The organism is Variovorax sp. MHTC-1 (genome assembly GCF_003984645.1).
Taxonomy (GTDB): Bacteria; Pseudomonadota; Gammaproteobacteria; order Burkholderiales; family Burkholderiaceae_C; genus Variovorax.
In genome coordinates this window covers 180,416-196,986 of record NZ_RWKI01000001.1, presented here as the reverse complement: position 1 = coordinate 196,986, position 16,571 = coordinate 180,416, and the positions used below count along the sequence as shown (strand labels likewise).

Here is a 16,571-nt window from a genome sequence, read left to right as displayed (position 1 = left end):
TCAGCCCGCGCGCAGCTGCTCGCGCAGCTTGGCGCCGATCTCCGGCCGCTCCAGGAAGGGATCGGCCGGATTCGAGATCGAGACGATGCTTTCCATGCGGCTCTTCACGTTGCCGAGCGCCTTCGGGTGGCTGAACACGTAGAACTGGTTGGCGCCAATCGCCTCGAACACCATCTGCGCCACTTCGGCCGCCGTCACCTTGCCGCTGCTGACGGCCTTGTTGCTCATCGCCTGGCCGATCAGCTGGCTCTTGGTGAGTTCGCCGGCGGCCAGTGCGCCGGGCCGGTTGCGCTCGCTGCTGGTGATGCCGGTCGGCACGAAGTAAGGGCACAGGAGGCTGGCGCCGATCTGGTCGGTGATGAGCTTCAGGTCTTGATAGAGCGTTTCGGTGAGGCTCACCACGGCCGCCTTGGCTGCGTTGTAGACGCCCATGTTGGGCGGCGCCAGCAGGCCGGCCATGCTCGCGGTGTTGACGATGTGGCCGCGGTACGAAGGGTCCCTGGCGGCGGCTTGCAGCATCATCGGCGTGAACAGGCGCACGCCGTGGATCACGCCCCAGAGATCGACGCCGAGCACCCATTCCCAGTCGGCCACGGTGTTCTCCCACACCAGGCCGCCGGCGCCCACGCCCGCATTGTTGAAGACGAAGTGCGGCGCGCCGAAGCGCTGCTGCACGTCCTTGGCGAGGTGTTCCATCTGCTGCGCATCGGCGACGTCGACCTTGCGCGCGAGCACCTGCGCACCGGCGGCTTCCATCTCGGCGTGCACGCGGTCGAGCGCATCCTGCTGCACATCGACCAGCACGAGGTTCATGCCGCGCGCCGCGCCGATGCGCGCGCACTCGAGGCCGAAACCGGAGCCGGCGCCGGTAAGAACGGCGGTGGTGCCCTTGAAATCCTGAATCATTGCCCGTGTCCTTTTCGTCGCTGAGGGAGACGCTATTGAAGTACGGAAATCCGCACGGCGCAGTCGCGAAGGTGCCCGTCAGCCTTCGACCTTGCGCATCGCATAGCCAACGCGCGGGAAGTGCACATGCACCGTGCCGGCCCGCGGGTCGGTGCGGCGCAGCGTGTAGTGAGTGCGAGTGGCGGCGATGAGTTCGCCTTCGGTCGGTTCGGGGCCGAAGCTTTCGCCAGCGACCGTGACCCGCGTGCCGAGCGGGATGCCGTGCTCATCCTGGAAGGTGCTGTCGGACAGCAGCGTGTGCGGCGTGGAAGCGGCGGCGACGGCGATGGCCTGCTCGGCGTCGAAGCTCTCCATCGTTCCGTGGCCGATCGCGGCCATGCGGTCCATCCAGTCGCCCACGGCTGGCGTGAGCTGCAGGATGCCGGCCATCGAAGGGGTGCGCTTGCGCGTGAACCACAGCGGGTGGTAGCAGGCGAAGTCGGCCACGGTCGGAAAGCCGCCGAGCAGGTAGTCGGTGTCGTCCAGCATGTCGGACATGCGCCGCAGGTAGGACTTGTAGGCCGCAGCCGCATCGCCGGGCCGATGCCGCACCATGTTGACGCTCATGGCCTTGCGGTCCTCGCCGAAGGCTTTCGCCAGCTCGGGCGGCGCCTTGCCGAACAGGTCGGCCGCGCCCTTGCCGCTGAAGCTGTAGGCCATCGCGGCCCAGAAGAGCGTGGTCTCGCCCCATTGGGCAACCACACGCTCCAGGCCCTTGCCGGGCTCGGGATAGATCGACGGCAGCGGCGAGATGTGCTCGAGCACGTCGCAGATCAGCGCGGTGTCGCAGTAGATGTCGGCGCCGATCTGCAGCACCGGCGTCTTGCGGTAGCCGCCGGTGAGTGCGGTCAGGTCCGGCTTGGGCATGATCTGCGGAATGATCACCGACTTCCACGCGAGCTTCTTGTAGCCGAGGATCAGGCGCAGCTTCTCGGAGAAGGGCGAGGTCGCGTAGTGATGGAGGATCAGGTCTGCCATGGGAGGTCCTTGCTTTCTTTGTTGCGCTCACTGCGGCTGCGCGCGCGCGATGACGAGATCGAAATCGGTGCCGGCACCCAGAGTGCCGAAGGCATGGCCCCAGTCGCCGCCCAGGCGCGAGGCGCAGAAGGCACCGGCCACCGCCTGCGGCGCGGTCTGCACGAGCAGCGCACCCTGTACCGCGAGCGCCACGTCCTGCGCGAGGCGGCGCGCTTCGGCCTCGGTGGCCATGGCCTCGATGCGCGCGGGCAGTGCATCGGCCAGCCGGTCGAGTGCCGCATCGACGCCGCGCGCCGGCGCGAGCTCGTGCACCAGCGCCGCGACCGCATCGCCCTTGCGCAGTCCGCGCAGCAGGTCGAGCGCCATGATGTTGCCGGCGCCTTCCCAGATCGAGTTGAGCGGCATCTCGCGATAGACGCGCGCCATCACGCCTTCGCCGCCCTCCTCCACGTAGCCGTTGCCGCCGAGGCATTCCATCGCCTCCTGCGCGAAATGGCTGCCGCGCTTGCAGATCCAGAACTTGGCCACCGGCGTGAGCAGGCGCGCCATCAGGCGCTCGTGCTCGTCGTGCTGGCGATCGAAGGCGCGTGCGAGGCGGATGGCGAGCGCGGTGGCAGCTTCGCTTTCGAGCGCGAGGTCGGCCAGCACGTTCTTCATCAGCGGCTGCTCGATGAGCGGCTTGCCGAAGGCCTGGCGCTGCGCGGTGTGATGCAGGGCCAGGCTCAAGGCCTGGCGCATCAGGCCGCTGGTGCCGAGCGCGCAATCGAGCCGCGTCATCGTGCCCATCTCGAGGATCTGCGGGATGCCGCGCCCTTCTTCGCCGACCAGCCAGGCGCTCGCGCCGTGAAACTCGACCTCGGAGCTGGCGTTGGCCTTGTTGCCGAGCTTGTCCTTCAAACGCTGGATGCGGATGCCGTTGCGCACGTCGTCGCCCATCCAGTCCGGCAGCACACGCGGCATGAAGAAACATGACAGGCCGGCCGGCGCCTGCGCAAGCACCAGGAAGGCGTCGCACATCGGTGCCGAGAAAAACCACTTGTGGCCCGTGATTTCGTAGCGCTCGCCCCAATCGTCGCCGGCGACGCGAACCGCCCGCGTCGTATTGGCGCGCACGTCCGAGCCGCCCTGCTTTTCGGTCATGCCCATGCCCATGGTCACGCCGGGCTTGTCGAGCACGGACTTGAGCACCGGGTCGTACCAGTGGCTTGCGAGCTTGGGACCCCAATCGGCATGGATGGCCGCGTTGCCGCGCAGCGCGGGCGTCACGGCATAGCTCATCGAGATCGGGCACAGGATCGAAGGTTCGAGCTCGGTGAAGAGCATGAAGCCTGCGGCGCGCTGGACGTGCGGGGACGCGCCGAGCGCCGACGGGCCGCCCCTAGGCGCGAGCGCCCCCTCGGGGGGCAGCGCAGCGGGCTTGCCCGCAAGCGTGGGGGCCTCATGCTCCGCGGTCCATGGCGTGCCGTGCAGGCCCGCGCCCACCGCCGCTTTCATCAACGCGTGGTAGCTCGGATGAAATTCCACCTCGTCGATGCGCCGGCCGAAGCGGTCGTGCGTGTGCAGCACCGGCGGGTTCGTGTTCGCGAGCCGCGCGTGGGTCTGCATCTCGATCGAACCGACCACGCCGCCCAGATGCGCCAGCGGCGCAAGCTGCAGCTGCGGCGCGTTGAACTTCAGCGCGTCAAGCAACGGCCGGTTGGTTTCGAACAGGTTGTAGCCGGCCAGCGGTGCCGGCTGGTTGAAGACCTCGTGCGTCGTGATGTCCATCGCCGGCCTCCGCGCGTTCTGCTCAGATCAGCTTCACCAGTTGCTTGCCGAAGTTCTTGCCCTTGAGCAAACCGAGGAAAGCCTCGGGTGCCGACTCGATGCCCTGCACGATCGACTCGCGCGGCTTGAGCTTGCCGCCGGCCACCAGCGCACCCAGCTCGGCCAGTGCCTCGGGCCAGACTTCCATGTGCTCGCTGACGATGAAGCCTTCGAGCTTCATCCGGTTGATGAGGAACAACGCCGGATTCGCCAGCGGCAGCGGCTGGCCGTCGTAGCCGGCGATCATGCCGCACAGTGCGACGCGCGCGAAGGCATTGGCGCGCAGCAGCACTGCGTCGAAGATGTAGCCGCCGACGTTCTCGAAGTAGCCGTCGATGCCCTTCGGGCAGGCTTCCTTGAGCGCCGCGCTCATGCTCTTGACGTCGGGGTGTTGCTTGTAGTCGATGCAGGCGTCGAAACCCAGTTCGTCGGTCACGTACTTGCACTTGTCCGCGCCGCCCGCGATGCCGACCACGCGGCAGCCGCGCGCCTTGGCCAGCGCGCCGAAGGCGCTGCCCACCGCGCCGCTGGCAGCCGTGACGACCATGGTCTCGCCGGCCTTGGGGTTGATGATCTTCACCAGGCCGTACCACGCGGTCACGCCGGGCATGCCGACCGCGCCGAGGTAATACGAGAGCGGCACATGCGTGGTGTCGACCTTTCTCAATGCGCCGGGCTGCGAAGCATCGACCACGCTGTATTCCTGCCAGCCGCCGAAGCCGACCACCTTGTCGCCCACGGCGTACCTGGGGTGCCTGCTCTCGACCACCTCGCCGGCCGTACCGCCCTGCATCACCTGGCCCAGCGGCTGCGGCTGGGCATAGCTCTTGGCATCGTTCATGCGGCCGCGCATGTAGGGGTCCAGGCTCATGTAGTGGTGGCGCACCAGCACCTCGTTGTCCTTCAACGGCGGCGTCTCGGTGCTCGCGAGCTTGAAATTGGAGGCGACGGCTTCGCCCTCGGGGCGGTTGTCGAGCAGCTGCTGTCTGTTGGTGGGCATGAAAGTTCTCCTAATCTGTGGAAGGCGGACGCATCGCGTTGGCGCTGCCGGGGCCGGTGGGCAGGCGCCGCTTCACGTACTTGAAGGTGCCGGTGGCGTGCGCGCAGACGCGCTCCTGCTCGTCGAAGATCTTCGCTTCGACGAAGGCCATCGTCGCGGTTCGGTGCAGCAGCTTGCCGCGCGCATGCAGCGGGCCGACCGAAGGCTGCATGAAGCTGGTCTTCATCTCGATCGTGACCACGCCCATCTCCGGCGTCTGGCTGCGCGCGGCCGCGGCCATCGTGATGTCGAGCAGCGTCATGCAGGCGCCGCCGTGGGTCACGTCGAAGGTGTTGAGATGCTCGGGCTTGGCCGTGTAGCGGATCTCGGATTCGCCGCCCTCGAACTTGGTGAGCTCGAAGCCCAGGTGCCGCGCGAACGGGATCTGGCTCGTGTACGAGCGGACATTGATGTCGTCCACGTCAGGCACCCAGGACCACGCTCACGCCGCCGTCGATCGCCAGCCACTGGCCGGTGATGTGCTTGCCGGCGTCGCTCGCGTACAGCAGCGTGATGCCCTTCAGGTCTTCGTCGTCGCCCAGCCGGCCAAGCGGCGCGTGCGAGGCCATCTTGTCCTCGCCGATCGACTTGATCAGGCCGGCGGCCATCTTGGTCATGAAGAAGCCCGGGCAGATCGCGTTGACGTTGATGTTGTACTTGCCCCATTCGGCCGCCAGCGTGTGGGTGAAGCCGATCACGGCGCTCTTCGAGGTGTTGTAGGCCAGGGTCTGCATCTCGGGCGGGTTGCCGTTCAGGCCCGCGATGGAGGCGATGTTGATGATGCGGCCGCTCTTCTTCGGGATCATGTAGCCGCGAGCGATCTGCTGCGCCAGGATGAAGTAGCCGCGCACGTTGAGGTTCATGACCTTGTCCCAGGCCTCGACCGGATGGTCTTCCGCCGGTGCGCCCCAGCTCGCGCCCGCGTTGTTGACCAGGATGTCGACCGCGCCCAGGCGCTCCAGCGTCTCGTCGGCCAAGCGGCGCGTTTCCTCTTCCTTCGAGCAATCGGCCGCGATCCAGCGGGCGTCGATGCCAGCCGCCTGCAGCTCGGCCGCGGCCTGCTCGAGATCGTCGGCCTTGCGCGAGCTCAACATGATCCTGGCGCCGGCCTCGCCGAGCGCATGGGCCATCTGCAGGCCGAGGCCGCGCGAGCCGCCGGTGACGAGTGCGGTCTTGCCGCTGAGATCGAACAGTTTCTGGATATTCCGTGCAGTCATGGTCTCTCCTTTGTCTCAGTCCAGGAACACCGCGGAACCGGCTTTGCCGGGCCGCTGGTGTTGCCCCCGGTGAGGGGGTTGGCGCAGCAACACGAAGTGCGCGAAGCCTGGGGGTGGTTCATATTTCGTAGTCGAGCGCGCTGCGCGACTCGCGCAGGCTGCCGAGCACCGCCGAGACTTCGACGTGCTGCGGATGCTCGAGGTAGGCCTGCAGCGCAGCCTTGTCGTCGAAGGCCGAGCACAGCACGACGTCGCAGTTGGCTTCGAGGCCCGGCGTGCGAACCGCGACCTCGAACTCGCGCATGCCTGGCACCAGGCCGCGGCAGCTGTCGAGCTTGGCCTTGAACAGCGCGGCCTTGGCCGGGTCCTTGAGCTTCCACATGACGATGTGCTTGATCATGGCATTGCCCGCCCGGCCGCCCGAAGGGCAATGAGCGCCCCCTCGGGGGACAGCGAACGAAGTGAGCTTGGGGGCATGTCAATCTTTCAATCTGGAGCGAACGTAGATGAGGACCACGCCGACCAGGGCCACCACCACCCCGGGCACGGCCATGGCCCAGCCGAGGGTCGCGTCCGTTCGGCCCGTCGCGATGCCGAGGACCAGCATGAAAAGACCACCATAGATCAGGATCCATATCCATTTTTCGAGCGTGGCGTGGGGTTTGACGGCCATCAGAAAGCCTCTTCGGGCAACGCGGCGCAAGTCGGATCGCGGCGTTCGACGACCCGGAGCCAGGCGCCGATCTTCGGCAATTCGTAGTTGAAGAAATAGTCTGTCGCGCCGACGCGCCCTACCGTGGCCGGCAGCGCCTTCGACGCGTCGCGTTCGAGCGCATGCTGCGCCACGTCGAGCCAGATCCAGGCCAGCACCGTGTGGCCGAAGGCCTGCATGTAGGGCACGGCATTGGCCAGCGCCTCCTGCGGATTGCCGGTGGCCCAGGCCGCCTTGGTCGCGCTGCCGATGTGATCGAGCGCCTCGGCCAACGCCTTGGCATGGGCAGCCAGCGATGGCACGCGGGCCGCACGTGCAATGGTGTCGGTGATGCGCGCGGCCACCAGCTGCAGGCCGCGGCCGTCTTCCATCAGCACCTTGCGGCCCAGCAGGTCGGCCGCCTGGATGCCGTGCGTGCCTTCGTGAATCATGTTCAGCCGGTTGTCGCGCCAATACTGCTCGACCGGAAAGTCGCGCGTGTAGCCGTAGCCGCCGTGCACCTGGATTGCCAGCGAGTTGGCCTCCAGGCACCACTCGCTGGGCCAGCTCTTGGCGATCGGCGTCAGCACTTCCAGCAGCAGGCGGGCATCGTCGGCCGCCTGCGCATCGCCGGTCTTCTGCTCGTCGACCAGGCGCGCGCAGTAGAGCTCGAGCGCCAGCGCGCCTTCGCAATACGCCTTCTGCGCGAGCAGCATGCGGCGCACGTCGGCGTGCTCGATGATGCGCACCTGCGGCTTGGCCGCGTCCTTGCCGGCCGGGCCCCCGGCGCTGGCGCCGGCTTTTTGTGCATGGCGGCCCTGCGGCCGGTTCTTCGCGTAGTCGAGCGAGGCGTGATAGCCGGCCATGCCGAGCATCGTCGCCGCGGTGCCGACGCCGATGCGCGCTTCGTTCATCATGTGGAACATGCAGTGCAGGCCCTTGCCGGGTGCGCCGACCAGATAGCCCACCGCGCCCGCCTTGCCGCCGACCGGGAACTTGCCTTCGCCGAAGTTCAAGAGCGTGTTGGTGGTGCCGCGCCAGCCTAGCTTGTGATTGAGGCCCGCCAGGGCAATATCGTTGCGCTCGCCAGTGAGGCGGCCTTCCGTATCCACCATCTTCTTCGGCACGATGAACAGCGAGATGCCGCGCGTGCCCGGGATGAGCTTGCCGTTCTCGTCCGGGATCTTGGCCAGCACGATGTGCACGATGTTCTCGGTCAGCTCGTGGTCGCCGGCCGAGATCCACATCTTGTTGCCGAAGAGCCGATAGCGGGGTCCCAGCGGATCGTCCTGGAAATCGGCACCGTCGGGCACGGCGCGCGTCGCCACGTCGCTGAGGCTGGAGCCGGCCTGCGGCTCCGACAGGCACATGGTGCCCGACCAGCGGCCGGCGAACTCGTTCGCTGCGAACACCGATTGCTGCATGGGCGTGCCGTGCACCATCAGCAGGTTGGCATTGCCGCTGGTCAGCATGTTGGCGCCGATGCTGACCGAGGCCATCGCGAAGAAGCTGTTGGCCGCCGCCTGCAGCGTGTACGGCAGCTGCATGCCGCCGATCTCGTAGTCCTGCGCGGCGGAGAGCATGCCCGATTCGACGAAGGCCTTGTGCGCATCGTGCGTGGCCTGCGGCAGGATGACTTTCTCGCCGTCGAAGTGCGGCTCCTGGGTGTCGACCGTGCGGTTGTACGGCGCGTATTTCTCGCGTGCGATGCGCTCGCAGGTGTCGAGCACCGCATCGAAGGTTTCGCGCGAGTGGTCGGCGAAGCGCTCGCGCTGGTTGAGCGACTCGGCTTGGAGCCAGTCGTAGAGCAGGAAGTCGAGGGTGGGACGAAGGCTCATGATCGAATCCAGAGGTTGAGGCTAGCCACCCTTGACCGGTGACGTCATTACAGAACTTCGAATACGCCCGCCGCCCCCATCCCACCGCCGATGCACATCGTCACGACCACCTTCTTCGCGCCGCGGCGCTTGCCTTCGATCAGCGCATGGCCGGTCAGGCGCTGGCCGCTCACGCCATAGGGATGGCCGACGGCGATGGCGCCGCCGTTCACGTTCAGGCGGTCGCCTGGAATACCGAGCTTGTCGCGGCAGTAGATCACCTGCACCGCGAAGGCTTCGTTGAGTTCCCAGAGGTCGATGTCGCCGACCGTGAGTCCCAGGCGCTTCAACACCTTGGGAATCGCGAACACCGGGCCGATGCCCATCTCGTCGGGCTCGCAGCCAGCGACCGCGAAGCCGAGGAAGCGGCCGAGCGGCTTCAAGCCCTTCTTCTCGGCGTAGGTCTCGTCGACCACCACACAGGCGCCGCCGCCGTCGGAGAACTGGCTGGCGTTGCCGGCCGAGATCACGCCGCCCGGAATGGCCGGGCGGATGCCGCTGATGCCTTCCTTGGTGGTGCCGGGGCGGATGCCCTCGTCGTTCTCGACCGTGACTTCCTTGGTACGCAGGCCCAGCACCGGGTCGGCCACGCCGGCCAGCACGGTGATCGGGGCGATCTCGGCCTTGAAGAGGCCGGCCTCGAGCGCGGCGGTGGCCTTCTGCTGGCTCGCGGCGCCGTACTCGTCCATCGCGTCGCGGCCGATGTCGTAGCGCTTGGCGACCTGCTCGGCCGTCTGCAGCATGTTCCAGTAGATCTCGGGCTTGTGCTTCACCAGCCAGGGGTCGGCCAGCATGTGCTTGTTCATCTCGTTCTGCACGCACGAGATGCTCTCGACGCCGCCGGCCACGTAGACCTCGCCCTCGCCCGCGATGATGCGCTGGGCGGCGGTCGCGATGGTCTGCAGGCCCGAGGAGCAGAAGCGGTTGATGGTCATGCCCGCGGTGGTGATCGGCAGTCCGGCGCGCAGCGCGACCTGGCGCGCGATGTTGGCGCCGGTCGCGCCTTCGGGGTTGGCGCAGCCCATGATCACGTCGTCGACCTCCGCGGCCTCGATGCCGGCGCGCGCCACCGCGTGCTGCACCGCATGGCCGCCGAGCGTGGCGCCGTGCGTCATGTTGAAGGCGCCCTTCCAGCTCTTGGCGAGCGGCGTACGGGCGGTGGAAACGATGACGGCGCTGGTCATGGTGGGGTCCTTTGAAAAAGAGGGGTGATGCTTATTGGGGCTGCTGCACGGTGTTGCGCAGCAGCTGGTGATAGAACTGGACCATCTCGACGTAGTTGGCGATCGAAATGCGCTCATTGGTGCCGTGGAAGCGCGGCAGGTCCTCGCTCCGCGCGCGCACCGGGGAGAAGCGGTAGATCGCGTCGCTCAGGATCGCGAAGTGGCGCGAGTCGGTGGCCGCGATCATGAGGCCCGGCGCGACGATGGCATCCGGGAAGGTCTGGCGCACCGATTGCGCGATCGTGCGATAGCCCGTGCTGTCGATGGGCGAGACCGGCGAGGGCTCCGAGTTGCCTGGGTATTGCTTGATCGTGATGGCGTCGTTCGCGACGGTCTTGCGGATGTGCGCCTCCACCGAAGCCAGCGTGTCGCCCGGCAGCACGCGGAAGTTGACGGCTGCCTCGGCACGGCCCGGCAGCACGTTGTCCTTGTTGCCGGCGCGCACGATGGTCAGCGCGGTGGTGGTGCGCAGCATGGCATTGCTGCTCACGCCCTTTTCGAGCTGGCCCTGCACCACCGGGCCGAAAAGCCAGAGGTTGGAGAGCGCGACGCGGCCGAAGCCCTTCATCTCGGGCGCCAGCGTCGCGAACATCTCGCCCGCCACGCCGCCGATCGCGGCCGGCATCGGGTTCGCTTCGAGCTTGGCCAGCGCAGCGCTCATGCTGCCGATCGCCGTGCTGGACGGCGGCATCGACGAGTGGCCCGGCGGCGTGTCGAGCGAGAGGAAGAAGGTGCCGTAGCCCTTCTCGGCCAGGCCGATGAGGGCAGCCGGCTTGTCGAGGCCGGCGAGCACGCCTTCGGTGACCAGCAGTCCCTCGTCGAGCACCCATTCGAGCCGGACGCCGCGCGACTTCAAGAGCTCCGCGATCGGCTTGGCGCCGCGCAGGCCGCTGACCTCCTCGTCGTCGCCCGCCACCAGGTAGATGGTCTGCCGCGGCTGGAAGCCGCCGGCCACGAGCATCTCGACGGCTTCCATCTGCGCCAGCAGATTGCCCTTGTTGTCCCAGGTGCCGCGGCCCCAGACGAAGCCGTCCTTGATCTGGCCGCTGAAGGGGTCGACCTCCCAGGCACGCTCGGTGCCGGGCGCGACCGGAACCACGTCCTGGTGCGCCATCAGCGCGACCGGCTTCGCGGCCGGGTCGCTGCCGGTCCAGGTGTAGAGCAGCGCATGGTCGCCGACGATTTCCTTCTTCAGCGTCGCATGCAGCTTGGGAAATTGCTGTGCCAGGTAAGCGTGGAGCTTCCTGAACTCCTCGCCGTTGGACTGCGCGCCTTCGAAGCTGGAAACAGTGCGGATCGGGATGGCGCCCGAGAGCCGCTCGGCAACCGCCTCGGCATCGACCGCGACCTTCTGGACCGCCGGTACCTGCAACTGCCGCGAGGGCGAGCGCCAGGTGTTGCCCGCGATCACCACTGCCAGCACAAGCAGCGCCAGCAGCAGCCCGAGCAGCACCCTTTTGATCACAGCGCGTCCTCGCCGTCGCTTCAGCTGAACTGCTTGCCTTCGGCCGCCAGCTTCTGGATCAGCGGCGCGGGCTGCCAGAAGCTCGCGTCGTCGCGCGGGTTCTTGGCAAAGCGCTTCATTGCCTCGGCCACGTTGTAGAGGCCGACCTGGTTGGCATAGTGCATCGGGCCGCCGCGCCAGATCGGGAAGCCGTAGCCGGTGAGGTAGACCATGTCGATGTCGCCCGACTTGGAGGCGATGCCGTCCTCGAGGATGTGCGCGCCTTCGTTCACCAGCGCGTAGACCAGGCGCTGCACGATCTCCTCGTCGGAGATCTTGCGCGGCGTGATGCCTTCGTCCTTGCGGTGCTTTTCGATCAGGTCGAGCACGACCTGGCTCGGGATCGCATCGCGCTTGCCGGCCTGGTAGTCGTACCACCCTGCCCCGGTCTTCTGGCCGAAGCGGCCCAGCTCGCAGAGCTTGTCGGCCGTCTTGCTGTACTTCATGTCGGCGCGCTCGGTGGCGCGGCGCTTGCGGATCGCCCAGCCGATGTCGTTGCCGGCCAAGTCGCCCATGCGGAACGGCCCCATGGCGAAGCCGAACTTCTCGATGGCGCGGTCCACTTGCTGCGGCGTCGCGCCTTCGTCCAGCAGGAAGCCGGCTTGGCGCGAGTACTGCTCGATCATGCGGTTGCCGATGAAGCCGTCGCACACGCCGGAAACCACGGCGGTCTTCTTGATCTTCTTGGCGATCGCCATCACGGTGGCCAGCACGTCCTTGGCCGTCTCCTTGCCCCGCACCACTTCGAGCAGCTTCATCACGTTGGCCGGGCTGAAGAAGTGCATGCCGACCACGTCCTGCGGGCGCTCGGTGAAGGCGGCGATCTTGTCGACGTCCAGCGTCGAGGTGTTGGAGGCCAGGATGGCGCCGGCCTTGGCGACGCGGTCCAGTTCCTTGAACACCTTCTCCTTGACGCCGAGCTCCTCGAACACCGCTTCGATGATCAGGTCGGCGTCCTTCAGCTCGTTGTAGTCGAGCGTGGTCGACAGCAGCGCCATCCGCTCTTCGTACTTCTCGGCCTTGAGCTTGCCCTTCTTGACCTGCGCTTCGTAGTTCTTGCGGATGGTGGCGATGCCGCGATCGAGCGCCTCCTGCTTCATCTCGAGGATCTTGACCGGGATGCCCGCGTTCAGGAAGTTCATCGAGATGCCGCCGCCCATGGTGCCGGCGCCGATCACGCCGACCGACTTGATGCTGCGCTGCGGCGTGTCTTCCGGCACGTCGGGAATGCGCGAGGCTGCGCGTTCGGCCATGAACAGGTGGCGCAGCGCTAGCGATTCGGGCGTGAACATCAGCGCGGTGAAGAGGCGGCGCTCCTCGGCCATGCCGTCGTCGAACTTCATCTGCGTAGCGGCCTGCACCGCATCCACGCACTTGAGCGGCGCCGGATAGTTCTTCGACATGCCGCCGACCATGTTGCGCGCGAACTGGAAGTAGGCGTCACCCTGCGGATGCTTGCACGGCAGCTTGCGCACCAGCGGCAGATCGCCGCTCTTGCCGGCCACCGACTTCGCGAACTCCACAGCTTCCTCGAACAGCGTCTCGGGCGATGCGGCCAGCTTGTCGAACAGCTTCTGGCCGGGCAGCGAAGCGAGCAGCTCGCTCTTGACGGCCTCGCCGGTCACGATCATGTTGAGCGCGGTCTCCACGCCCAGCACGCGCGGCAGGCGCTGCGTGCCGCCGGCGCCGGGCAAGAGGCCCAGCTTGACCTCGGGCAGCGCGACGCTGGTGCCGGGCGCGGCCACGCGGTAGTGGCAGCCCAGGGCCAGTTCGAGACCGCCGCCCATGCAGACCGAATGGATGGCCGCGACGATCGGCTTGGTCGATGCCTCGAGCGCGAGGATCACGCTCAGCAGATTGGGCTCCTGCAGCGCCTTGGGCGTGCCGAACTCCTTGATGTCGGCGCCGCCCGAGAAGGCCTTGCCCGCGCCGGTGATCACGATCGCCTTGACGGCCGCGTCGTCTAGCGCCTTCGAGAGCCCGTCGGTGATGCCGATGCGCGTCGAGAAACCGAGGCCATTGACCGGGGGATTGGTCAGGGTGATCACGGCGACGTCGCCGAGCACTTTGTATTCAGCCGTCATGCTGCGTTCCTTTGGGATGGGAGAGGATCAAAAAAGGGGCTCGCGTCAAAAAGCACGAGTGTTCTTTTTTGTTTGAAATTCTAGGCGTTTCGCGTGGCCGGGCAACCCGGGCTCAGTCGCTGGCGGGACAAGACAAACCCGTCTTCATCGCTCCATGCCGCCGAGCGTCTTCCGCAAGGCCTGAAGCGGCTAGACATTCCAGGAACACTGCGGAACCGGCTTTGCCGGCCCGCAGGTGTTGCCCCCGGCGAGGGGGGTGGCGGACCATACGAAGTGGGGGAGCCTGGGGGAGAGCTTCATTCAGACCTCCAGCCACTCCTTGCGGGTGGACGCATCGGCACGCAGGCTGTCCGGCGTGCCGTCGAACACGATGCTGCCATGGCCCATGACCAGCGCGCGGTCGGAAATCTGCATCGCGATCGTCAGCTTCTGCTCGATCAGCAGCACCGAGATGCCCTTGTCCTTGAGCGTGCGCAGGTACTGGCCCACCAGCTCGACGATCTTGGGTGCCAGGCCCTCTGTGGGTTCGTCGATGATGATCAGGTCGGGGTCGCCCATCAGCGTGCGGCACAGCGTGAGCATCTGCTGCTCGCCGCCCGAGAGCACGCCGGCTTCCGTGTGCTGGCGCTCCTTGAGGCGCGGGAACATGTTGTACATGTCGTCGAACTGCCAGCGGCTGTCCCGGCCCTTGCCCTTCTGCCCGAGCATCAGGTTCTGGTGCACGGTGAGCTTGGGAAAGATGTCGCGGTTCTCGGGCACGTAGCCGATGCCCATGTGGGCAATCTCGTAGGCCTTGCGGCGCAGGATGTCTTCTTCCTTCCAATGCAGGCCGCCTTCGGCATGCACCAGGCCCATGATGGCCTTGGCCGTGGTCGAGCGGCCCGAGCCGTTGCGGCCCAGCAAGGCCACGATCTCGCCGGGCCCGACCGCGAACGAAACGCCATGCAGCACATGACTCTTGCCGTAGTAGGCGTGGATGTCCTGGAGCTTGAGCATTTTGTTCAGTGTCCTCCGGTCTGCGCATCGGCCACAGTGGAGCCCAGGTAGGCCTCCTGCACGCGCGCATTGGCGCGCACCGCCGCCGGCGTGTCGAAAGCGATGATTTCGCCGTACACCACCACCGCGATCTTGTCGGCCAGGCCGAATACCACGCCCATGTCGTGCTCCACGGTGAGCAGGGTCTTGCCGACCGTCACCTGCTTGATCAGCGCAATGAAGTGCGCAGTTTCGGTCTTGCTCATGCCGGCCGTGGGCTCGTCGAGCAGGATCACGCTGGCGCCGCCGGCGATGGTGACGCCGATCTCCAGCGCGCGCTGTTCGGCATAGGTGAGGTTCACCGCATGCACGTCGCGCTTTCTCTCGAGGCCCACCTGGCGCAGCAGCTGCTCGGCACGCTCGTTGGCGTCGTCCAGGTTCGAGAGGAAGCGCAGGAAGGTGTAGCGGTAGCCGAGGCTCCACAGCACGCCGCAGCGCAGGTTCTCGAACACGCTGAGCTTGGGGAAGATGTTGGTGATCTGGAAGCTGCGCGAGAGGCCGAGGCGGTTGATCTCGTAGGGCTTCTTGCCGTCGATGCGCTGGCCGTTCAGCAGCACCTCGCCGCTGGTGGGTTCGAGCCGCCCGCTGATGAGGTTGAAGAGCGTGGACTTGCCCGCGCCGTTCGGCCCGATGATGGCGATGCGGTCGCCGGCTTCCACCGCCAGGTCGACGCCGCGAATGATCTCGGTCTTGCCGAAGTTCTTGCGCAGGCGCTTGAGTTCAAGCGCATGGGTTTTCTGCACGACACTCATTGGGTAACCTCCGTGCTCCGCACTGCGGTGCGAGCCCCTTCGGGCGGCCGGGCGGGTCTCATGCCAGCTCCCTGCGCTTGATCTCGGCTTCGATCTCTTCCTGCGCCTGCCCCCAGACGCGCACGAAGCGGCGCCGCACCACCTCGAGAATTCCGAGGCCGGCGGCGAGGAGCACGACCGCGCCGAACCAGCTGCTGAAGCCCGAGGTGTCGAGCGCCGCGCCGAAGAAGTTGAGCGTCGGCCCGAGCGCCGAATTGAGCTGGATGTGATAGATCATCTCGATCAGGGCGGCGGCACCGACCACCACCGGAACGGCCGCAAGCAGCAGCGCGCCGTAGAGGCCCCAGAAGCGGTTGAACTTGCCGAATTTCGCGACCCGCAGATTCATCATGACCAGGCTGGCGATGCCGCCCGGCGCGAACATCACCATGAAGACGAACACCAGGCCGAAATAGAGCTGCCAGGCCTTGGACAGCTCGGACAGCAGCACCGAGGCGAACACCAGCAACACCGCGCCGATGATCGGCCCGAAGAAGAACACCGCGCCGCCGAGGAAGGTGAACAGCAGGTAGCCGCCGGAGCGGATCGCGTTCAGGCTGTCGGCCGCGTTGACGATTTCGAAGTTGATCGCGGCCAGCCCGCCGCCGACGCCGGCGAAGAAGCCCGCGATGATGAAGGCGAAGTAGCGCACGCGCTGCGTGTTGTAGCCGATGAACTCCACGCGCTCGGGGTTGTCTCGCACGGCGTTCAGGATGCGCCCGAGCGGCGTGCCGGTGAAGGCATACATCAACCCGGTACAGATGAAGCAGTAGACGGCGATCAGGTAGTAGACCTGGATCTGCGGGCCGAAGGTGAAGCCGAAGAAGGGCCGGCCGTAAACGCGGTCGGTGGTGACGCCGCCCTCGCCGCCGAAGAAGCCGGGGAACATCAGCGCCATGGAGGCCACCAGCTCGCCGATGCCGAGCGTGATCATCGCGAAGGTGGTGCCGGATTTCTTGGTCGTGACGAAGCCGAGCAGGATCGCGAAGAACATGCCGGCGAGGCCGCCGACCACGGGGATCAGCACCAGGGGGATCGGCCAGTTGCCCTTGCCCGCCAGGTTCATCGCATGGATCGCGATGAAGGAGCCGAGTCCGGTGTAGACCGCGTGGCCGAAGCTCAGCATGCCGCCCTGGCCGAGCAGGATGTTGTAGCTGAGGCAGATGACGATGAGATACCCCATCTGCGAGAGCATGGTCAGCGCCAGGCTGCTCTTGAAGACCAGCGGAGCAACGATGAGCGCGATCGCGAACAGCGACCAGATCAGGTAGCGCCCGACGTTCCAGGGCTTGAAGCGGTAGTACTGCGTGGTCTTCGCAGCGCCTGCCGGCGCCACCGGGGGCACCTGCACTTGCTCGAGGCTTTTGTGTGTGGTGCTCAT

At 66.7% G+C, this 16,571-nt stretch carries 15 protein-coding genes; all 15 read right to left on the bottom strand.

Going from position 1 to position 16,571, the window contains the following annotated elements:
* Window positions 1-906, bottom strand: a complete 906-nt coding sequence (locus EJI01_RS00940) for an SDR family oxidoreductase (protein WP_126835237.1) — start codon at window positions 904-906, stop codon at window positions 1-3.
* 78 nt (window positions 907-984) lie between these two features.
* A complete protein-coding gene (locus EJI01_RS00935) occupies window positions 985-1,923 on the bottom strand; it encodes a glutathione S-transferase family protein (RefSeq protein ID WP_126835236.1) in 939 nt (312 codons plus the stop codon).
* A gap of 27 nt (window positions 1,924-1,950) precedes the next feature.
* A complete protein-coding gene (locus tag EJI01_RS00930; protein ID WP_126835235.1) occupies window positions 1,951-3,690 on the bottom strand; it encodes an acyl-CoA dehydrogenase family protein in 1,740 nt (579 codons plus the stop codon).
* 22 nt (window positions 3,691-3,712) lie between these two features.
* Complete coding sequence (locus tag EJI01_RS00925) at window positions 3,713-4,729, bottom strand: NADP-dependent oxidoreductase (RefSeq protein ID WP_126835234.1); 1,017 nt, start codon at window positions 4,727-4,729, stop codon at window positions 3,713-3,715.
* Window positions 4,730-4,739: 10 nt separating this feature from the next.
* Window positions 4,740-5,198 (bottom strand): PaaI family thioesterase, encoded by a 459-nt coding sequence (locus EJI01_RS00920; protein ID WP_126835233.1) that lies wholly within the window; start codon window positions 5,196-5,198, stop codon window positions 4,740-4,742.
* On the bottom strand, window positions 5,191-5,985 hold the full coding sequence (locus EJI01_RS00915; protein ID WP_126835232.1) for an SDR family oxidoreductase: 795 nt from the start codon (window positions 5,983-5,985) through the stop codon (window positions 5,191-5,193). The genes EJI01_RS00920 and EJI01_RS00915 overlap by 8 nt, the downstream gene beginning before the upstream one ends.
* A 118-nt stretch (window positions 5,986-6,103) precedes the next feature.
* Window positions 6,104-6,385, bottom strand: coding sequence for a Dabb family protein (locus EJI01_RS00905; protein ID WP_126835231.1), 282 nt, complete (start codon window positions 6,383-6,385; stop codon window positions 6,104-6,106).
* A gap of 78 nt (window positions 6,386-6,463) precedes the next feature.
* Entirely contained in the window at window positions 6,464-6,658 is a 195-nt protein-coding gene (locus EJI01_RS00900; protein WP_126835230.1) for a hypothetical protein, read from the bottom strand.
* Window positions 6,658-8,514 carry an acyl-CoA dehydrogenase gene (locus EJI01_RS00895; RefSeq protein ID WP_126835229.1) on the bottom strand — a complete coding sequence of 619 codons (1,857 nt, stop codon included), beginning with the start codon at window positions 8,512-8,514 and terminating at the stop codon, window positions 6,658-6,660. The genes EJI01_RS00900 and EJI01_RS00895 overlap by 1 nt, the downstream gene beginning before the upstream one ends.
* 47 nt (window positions 8,515-8,561) lie before the next feature.
* Window positions 8,562-9,737, bottom strand: a complete 1,176-nt coding sequence (locus tag EJI01_RS00890) for an acetyl-CoA C-acyltransferase (RefSeq protein WP_126835228.1) — start codon at window positions 9,735-9,737, stop codon at window positions 8,562-8,564.
* Between the two features lie 31 nt (window positions 9,738-9,768).
* Window positions 9,769-11,241 carry a M20 family peptidase gene (locus EJI01_RS00885; protein WP_126835227.1) on the bottom strand — a complete coding sequence of 491 codons (1,473 nt, stop codon included), beginning with the start codon at window positions 11,239-11,241 and terminating at the stop codon, window positions 9,769-9,771.
* Between the two features lie 20 nt (window positions 11,242-11,261).
* Entirely contained in the window at window positions 11,262-13,364 is a 2,103-nt protein-coding gene (locus EJI01_RS00880; protein WP_126835226.1) for a 3-hydroxyacyl-CoA dehydrogenase NAD-binding domain-containing protein, read from the bottom strand.
* 300 nt (window positions 13,365-13,664) lie between these two features.
* Entirely contained in the window at window positions 13,665-14,360 is a 696-nt protein-coding gene (locus EJI01_RS00875; protein ID WP_126835225.1) for an ABC transporter ATP-binding protein, read from the bottom strand.
* A gap of 5 nt (window positions 14,361-14,365) precedes the next feature.
* Complete coding sequence (locus EJI01_RS00870; protein WP_126835224.1) at window positions 14,366-15,151, bottom strand: ABC transporter ATP-binding protein; 786 nt, start codon at window positions 15,149-15,151, stop codon at window positions 14,366-14,368.
* 58 nt (window positions 15,152-15,209) lie between these two features.
* Window positions 15,210-16,571: a branched-chain amino acid ABC transporter permease gene (locus tag EJI01_RS00865; RefSeq protein WP_126835223.1), complete on the bottom strand. Its 1,362-nt coding sequence runs from the start codon at window positions 16,569-16,571 to the stop codon at window positions 15,210-15,212.

Excerpts from the sequence above, each read along its gene's own strand:
- EJI01_RS00870 (WP_126835224.1), bottom strand. The coding sequence starts at position 15,151 with ATGAGTGTCGTGCAGAAAACCCATGCGCTTGAACTCAAGCGCCTGCGC.
- EJI01_RS00930 (WP_126835235.1), bottom strand. The coding sequence starts at position 3,690 with ATGGACATCACGACGCACGAGGTCTTCAACCAGCCGGCACCGCTGGCC.
- EJI01_RS00905 (WP_126835231.1), bottom strand. The coding sequence starts at position 6,385 with ATGATCAAGCACATCGTCATGTGGAAGCTCAAGGACCCGGCCAAGGCC.
- EJI01_RS00940 (WP_126835237.1), bottom strand. The coding sequence starts at position 906 with ATGATTCAGGATTTCAAGGGCACCACCGCCGTTCTTACCGGCGCCGGC.
- EJI01_RS00895 (WP_126835229.1), bottom strand. The coding sequence starts at position 8,514 with ATGAGCCTTCGTCCCACCCTCGACTTCCTGCTCTACGACTGGCTCCAA.
- EJI01_RS00900 (WP_126835230.1), bottom strand. The coding sequence starts at position 6,658 with ATGGCCGTCAAACCCCACGCCACGCTCGAAAAATGGATATGGATCCTG.
- EJI01_RS00935 (WP_126835236.1), bottom strand. The coding sequence starts at position 1,923 with ATGGCAGACCTGATCCTCCATCACTACGCGACCTCGCCCTTCTCCGAG.
- EJI01_RS00865 (WP_126835223.1), bottom strand. The coding sequence starts at position 16,571 with ATGAGCACCACACACAAAAGCCTCGAGCAAGTGCAGGTGCCCCCGGTG.
- EJI01_RS00915 (WP_126835232.1), bottom strand. The coding sequence starts at position 5,985 with ATGACTGCACGGAATATCCAGAAACTGTTCGATCTCAGCGGCAAGACC.
- EJI01_RS00925 (WP_126835234.1), bottom strand. The coding sequence starts at position 4,729 with ATGCCCACCAACAGACAGCAGCTGCTCGACAACCGCCCCGAGGGCGAA.
- EJI01_RS00875 (WP_126835225.1), bottom strand. The coding sequence starts at position 14,360 with ATGCTCAAGCTCCAGGACATCCACGCCTACTACGGCAAGAGTCATGTG.
- EJI01_RS00880 (WP_126835226.1), bottom strand. The coding sequence starts at position 13,364 with ATGACGGCTGAATACAAAGTGCTCGGCGACGTCGCCGTGATCACCCTG.
- EJI01_RS00890 (WP_126835228.1), bottom strand. The coding sequence starts at position 9,737 with ATGACCAGCGCCGTCATCGTTTCCACCGCCCGTACGCCGCTCGCCAAG.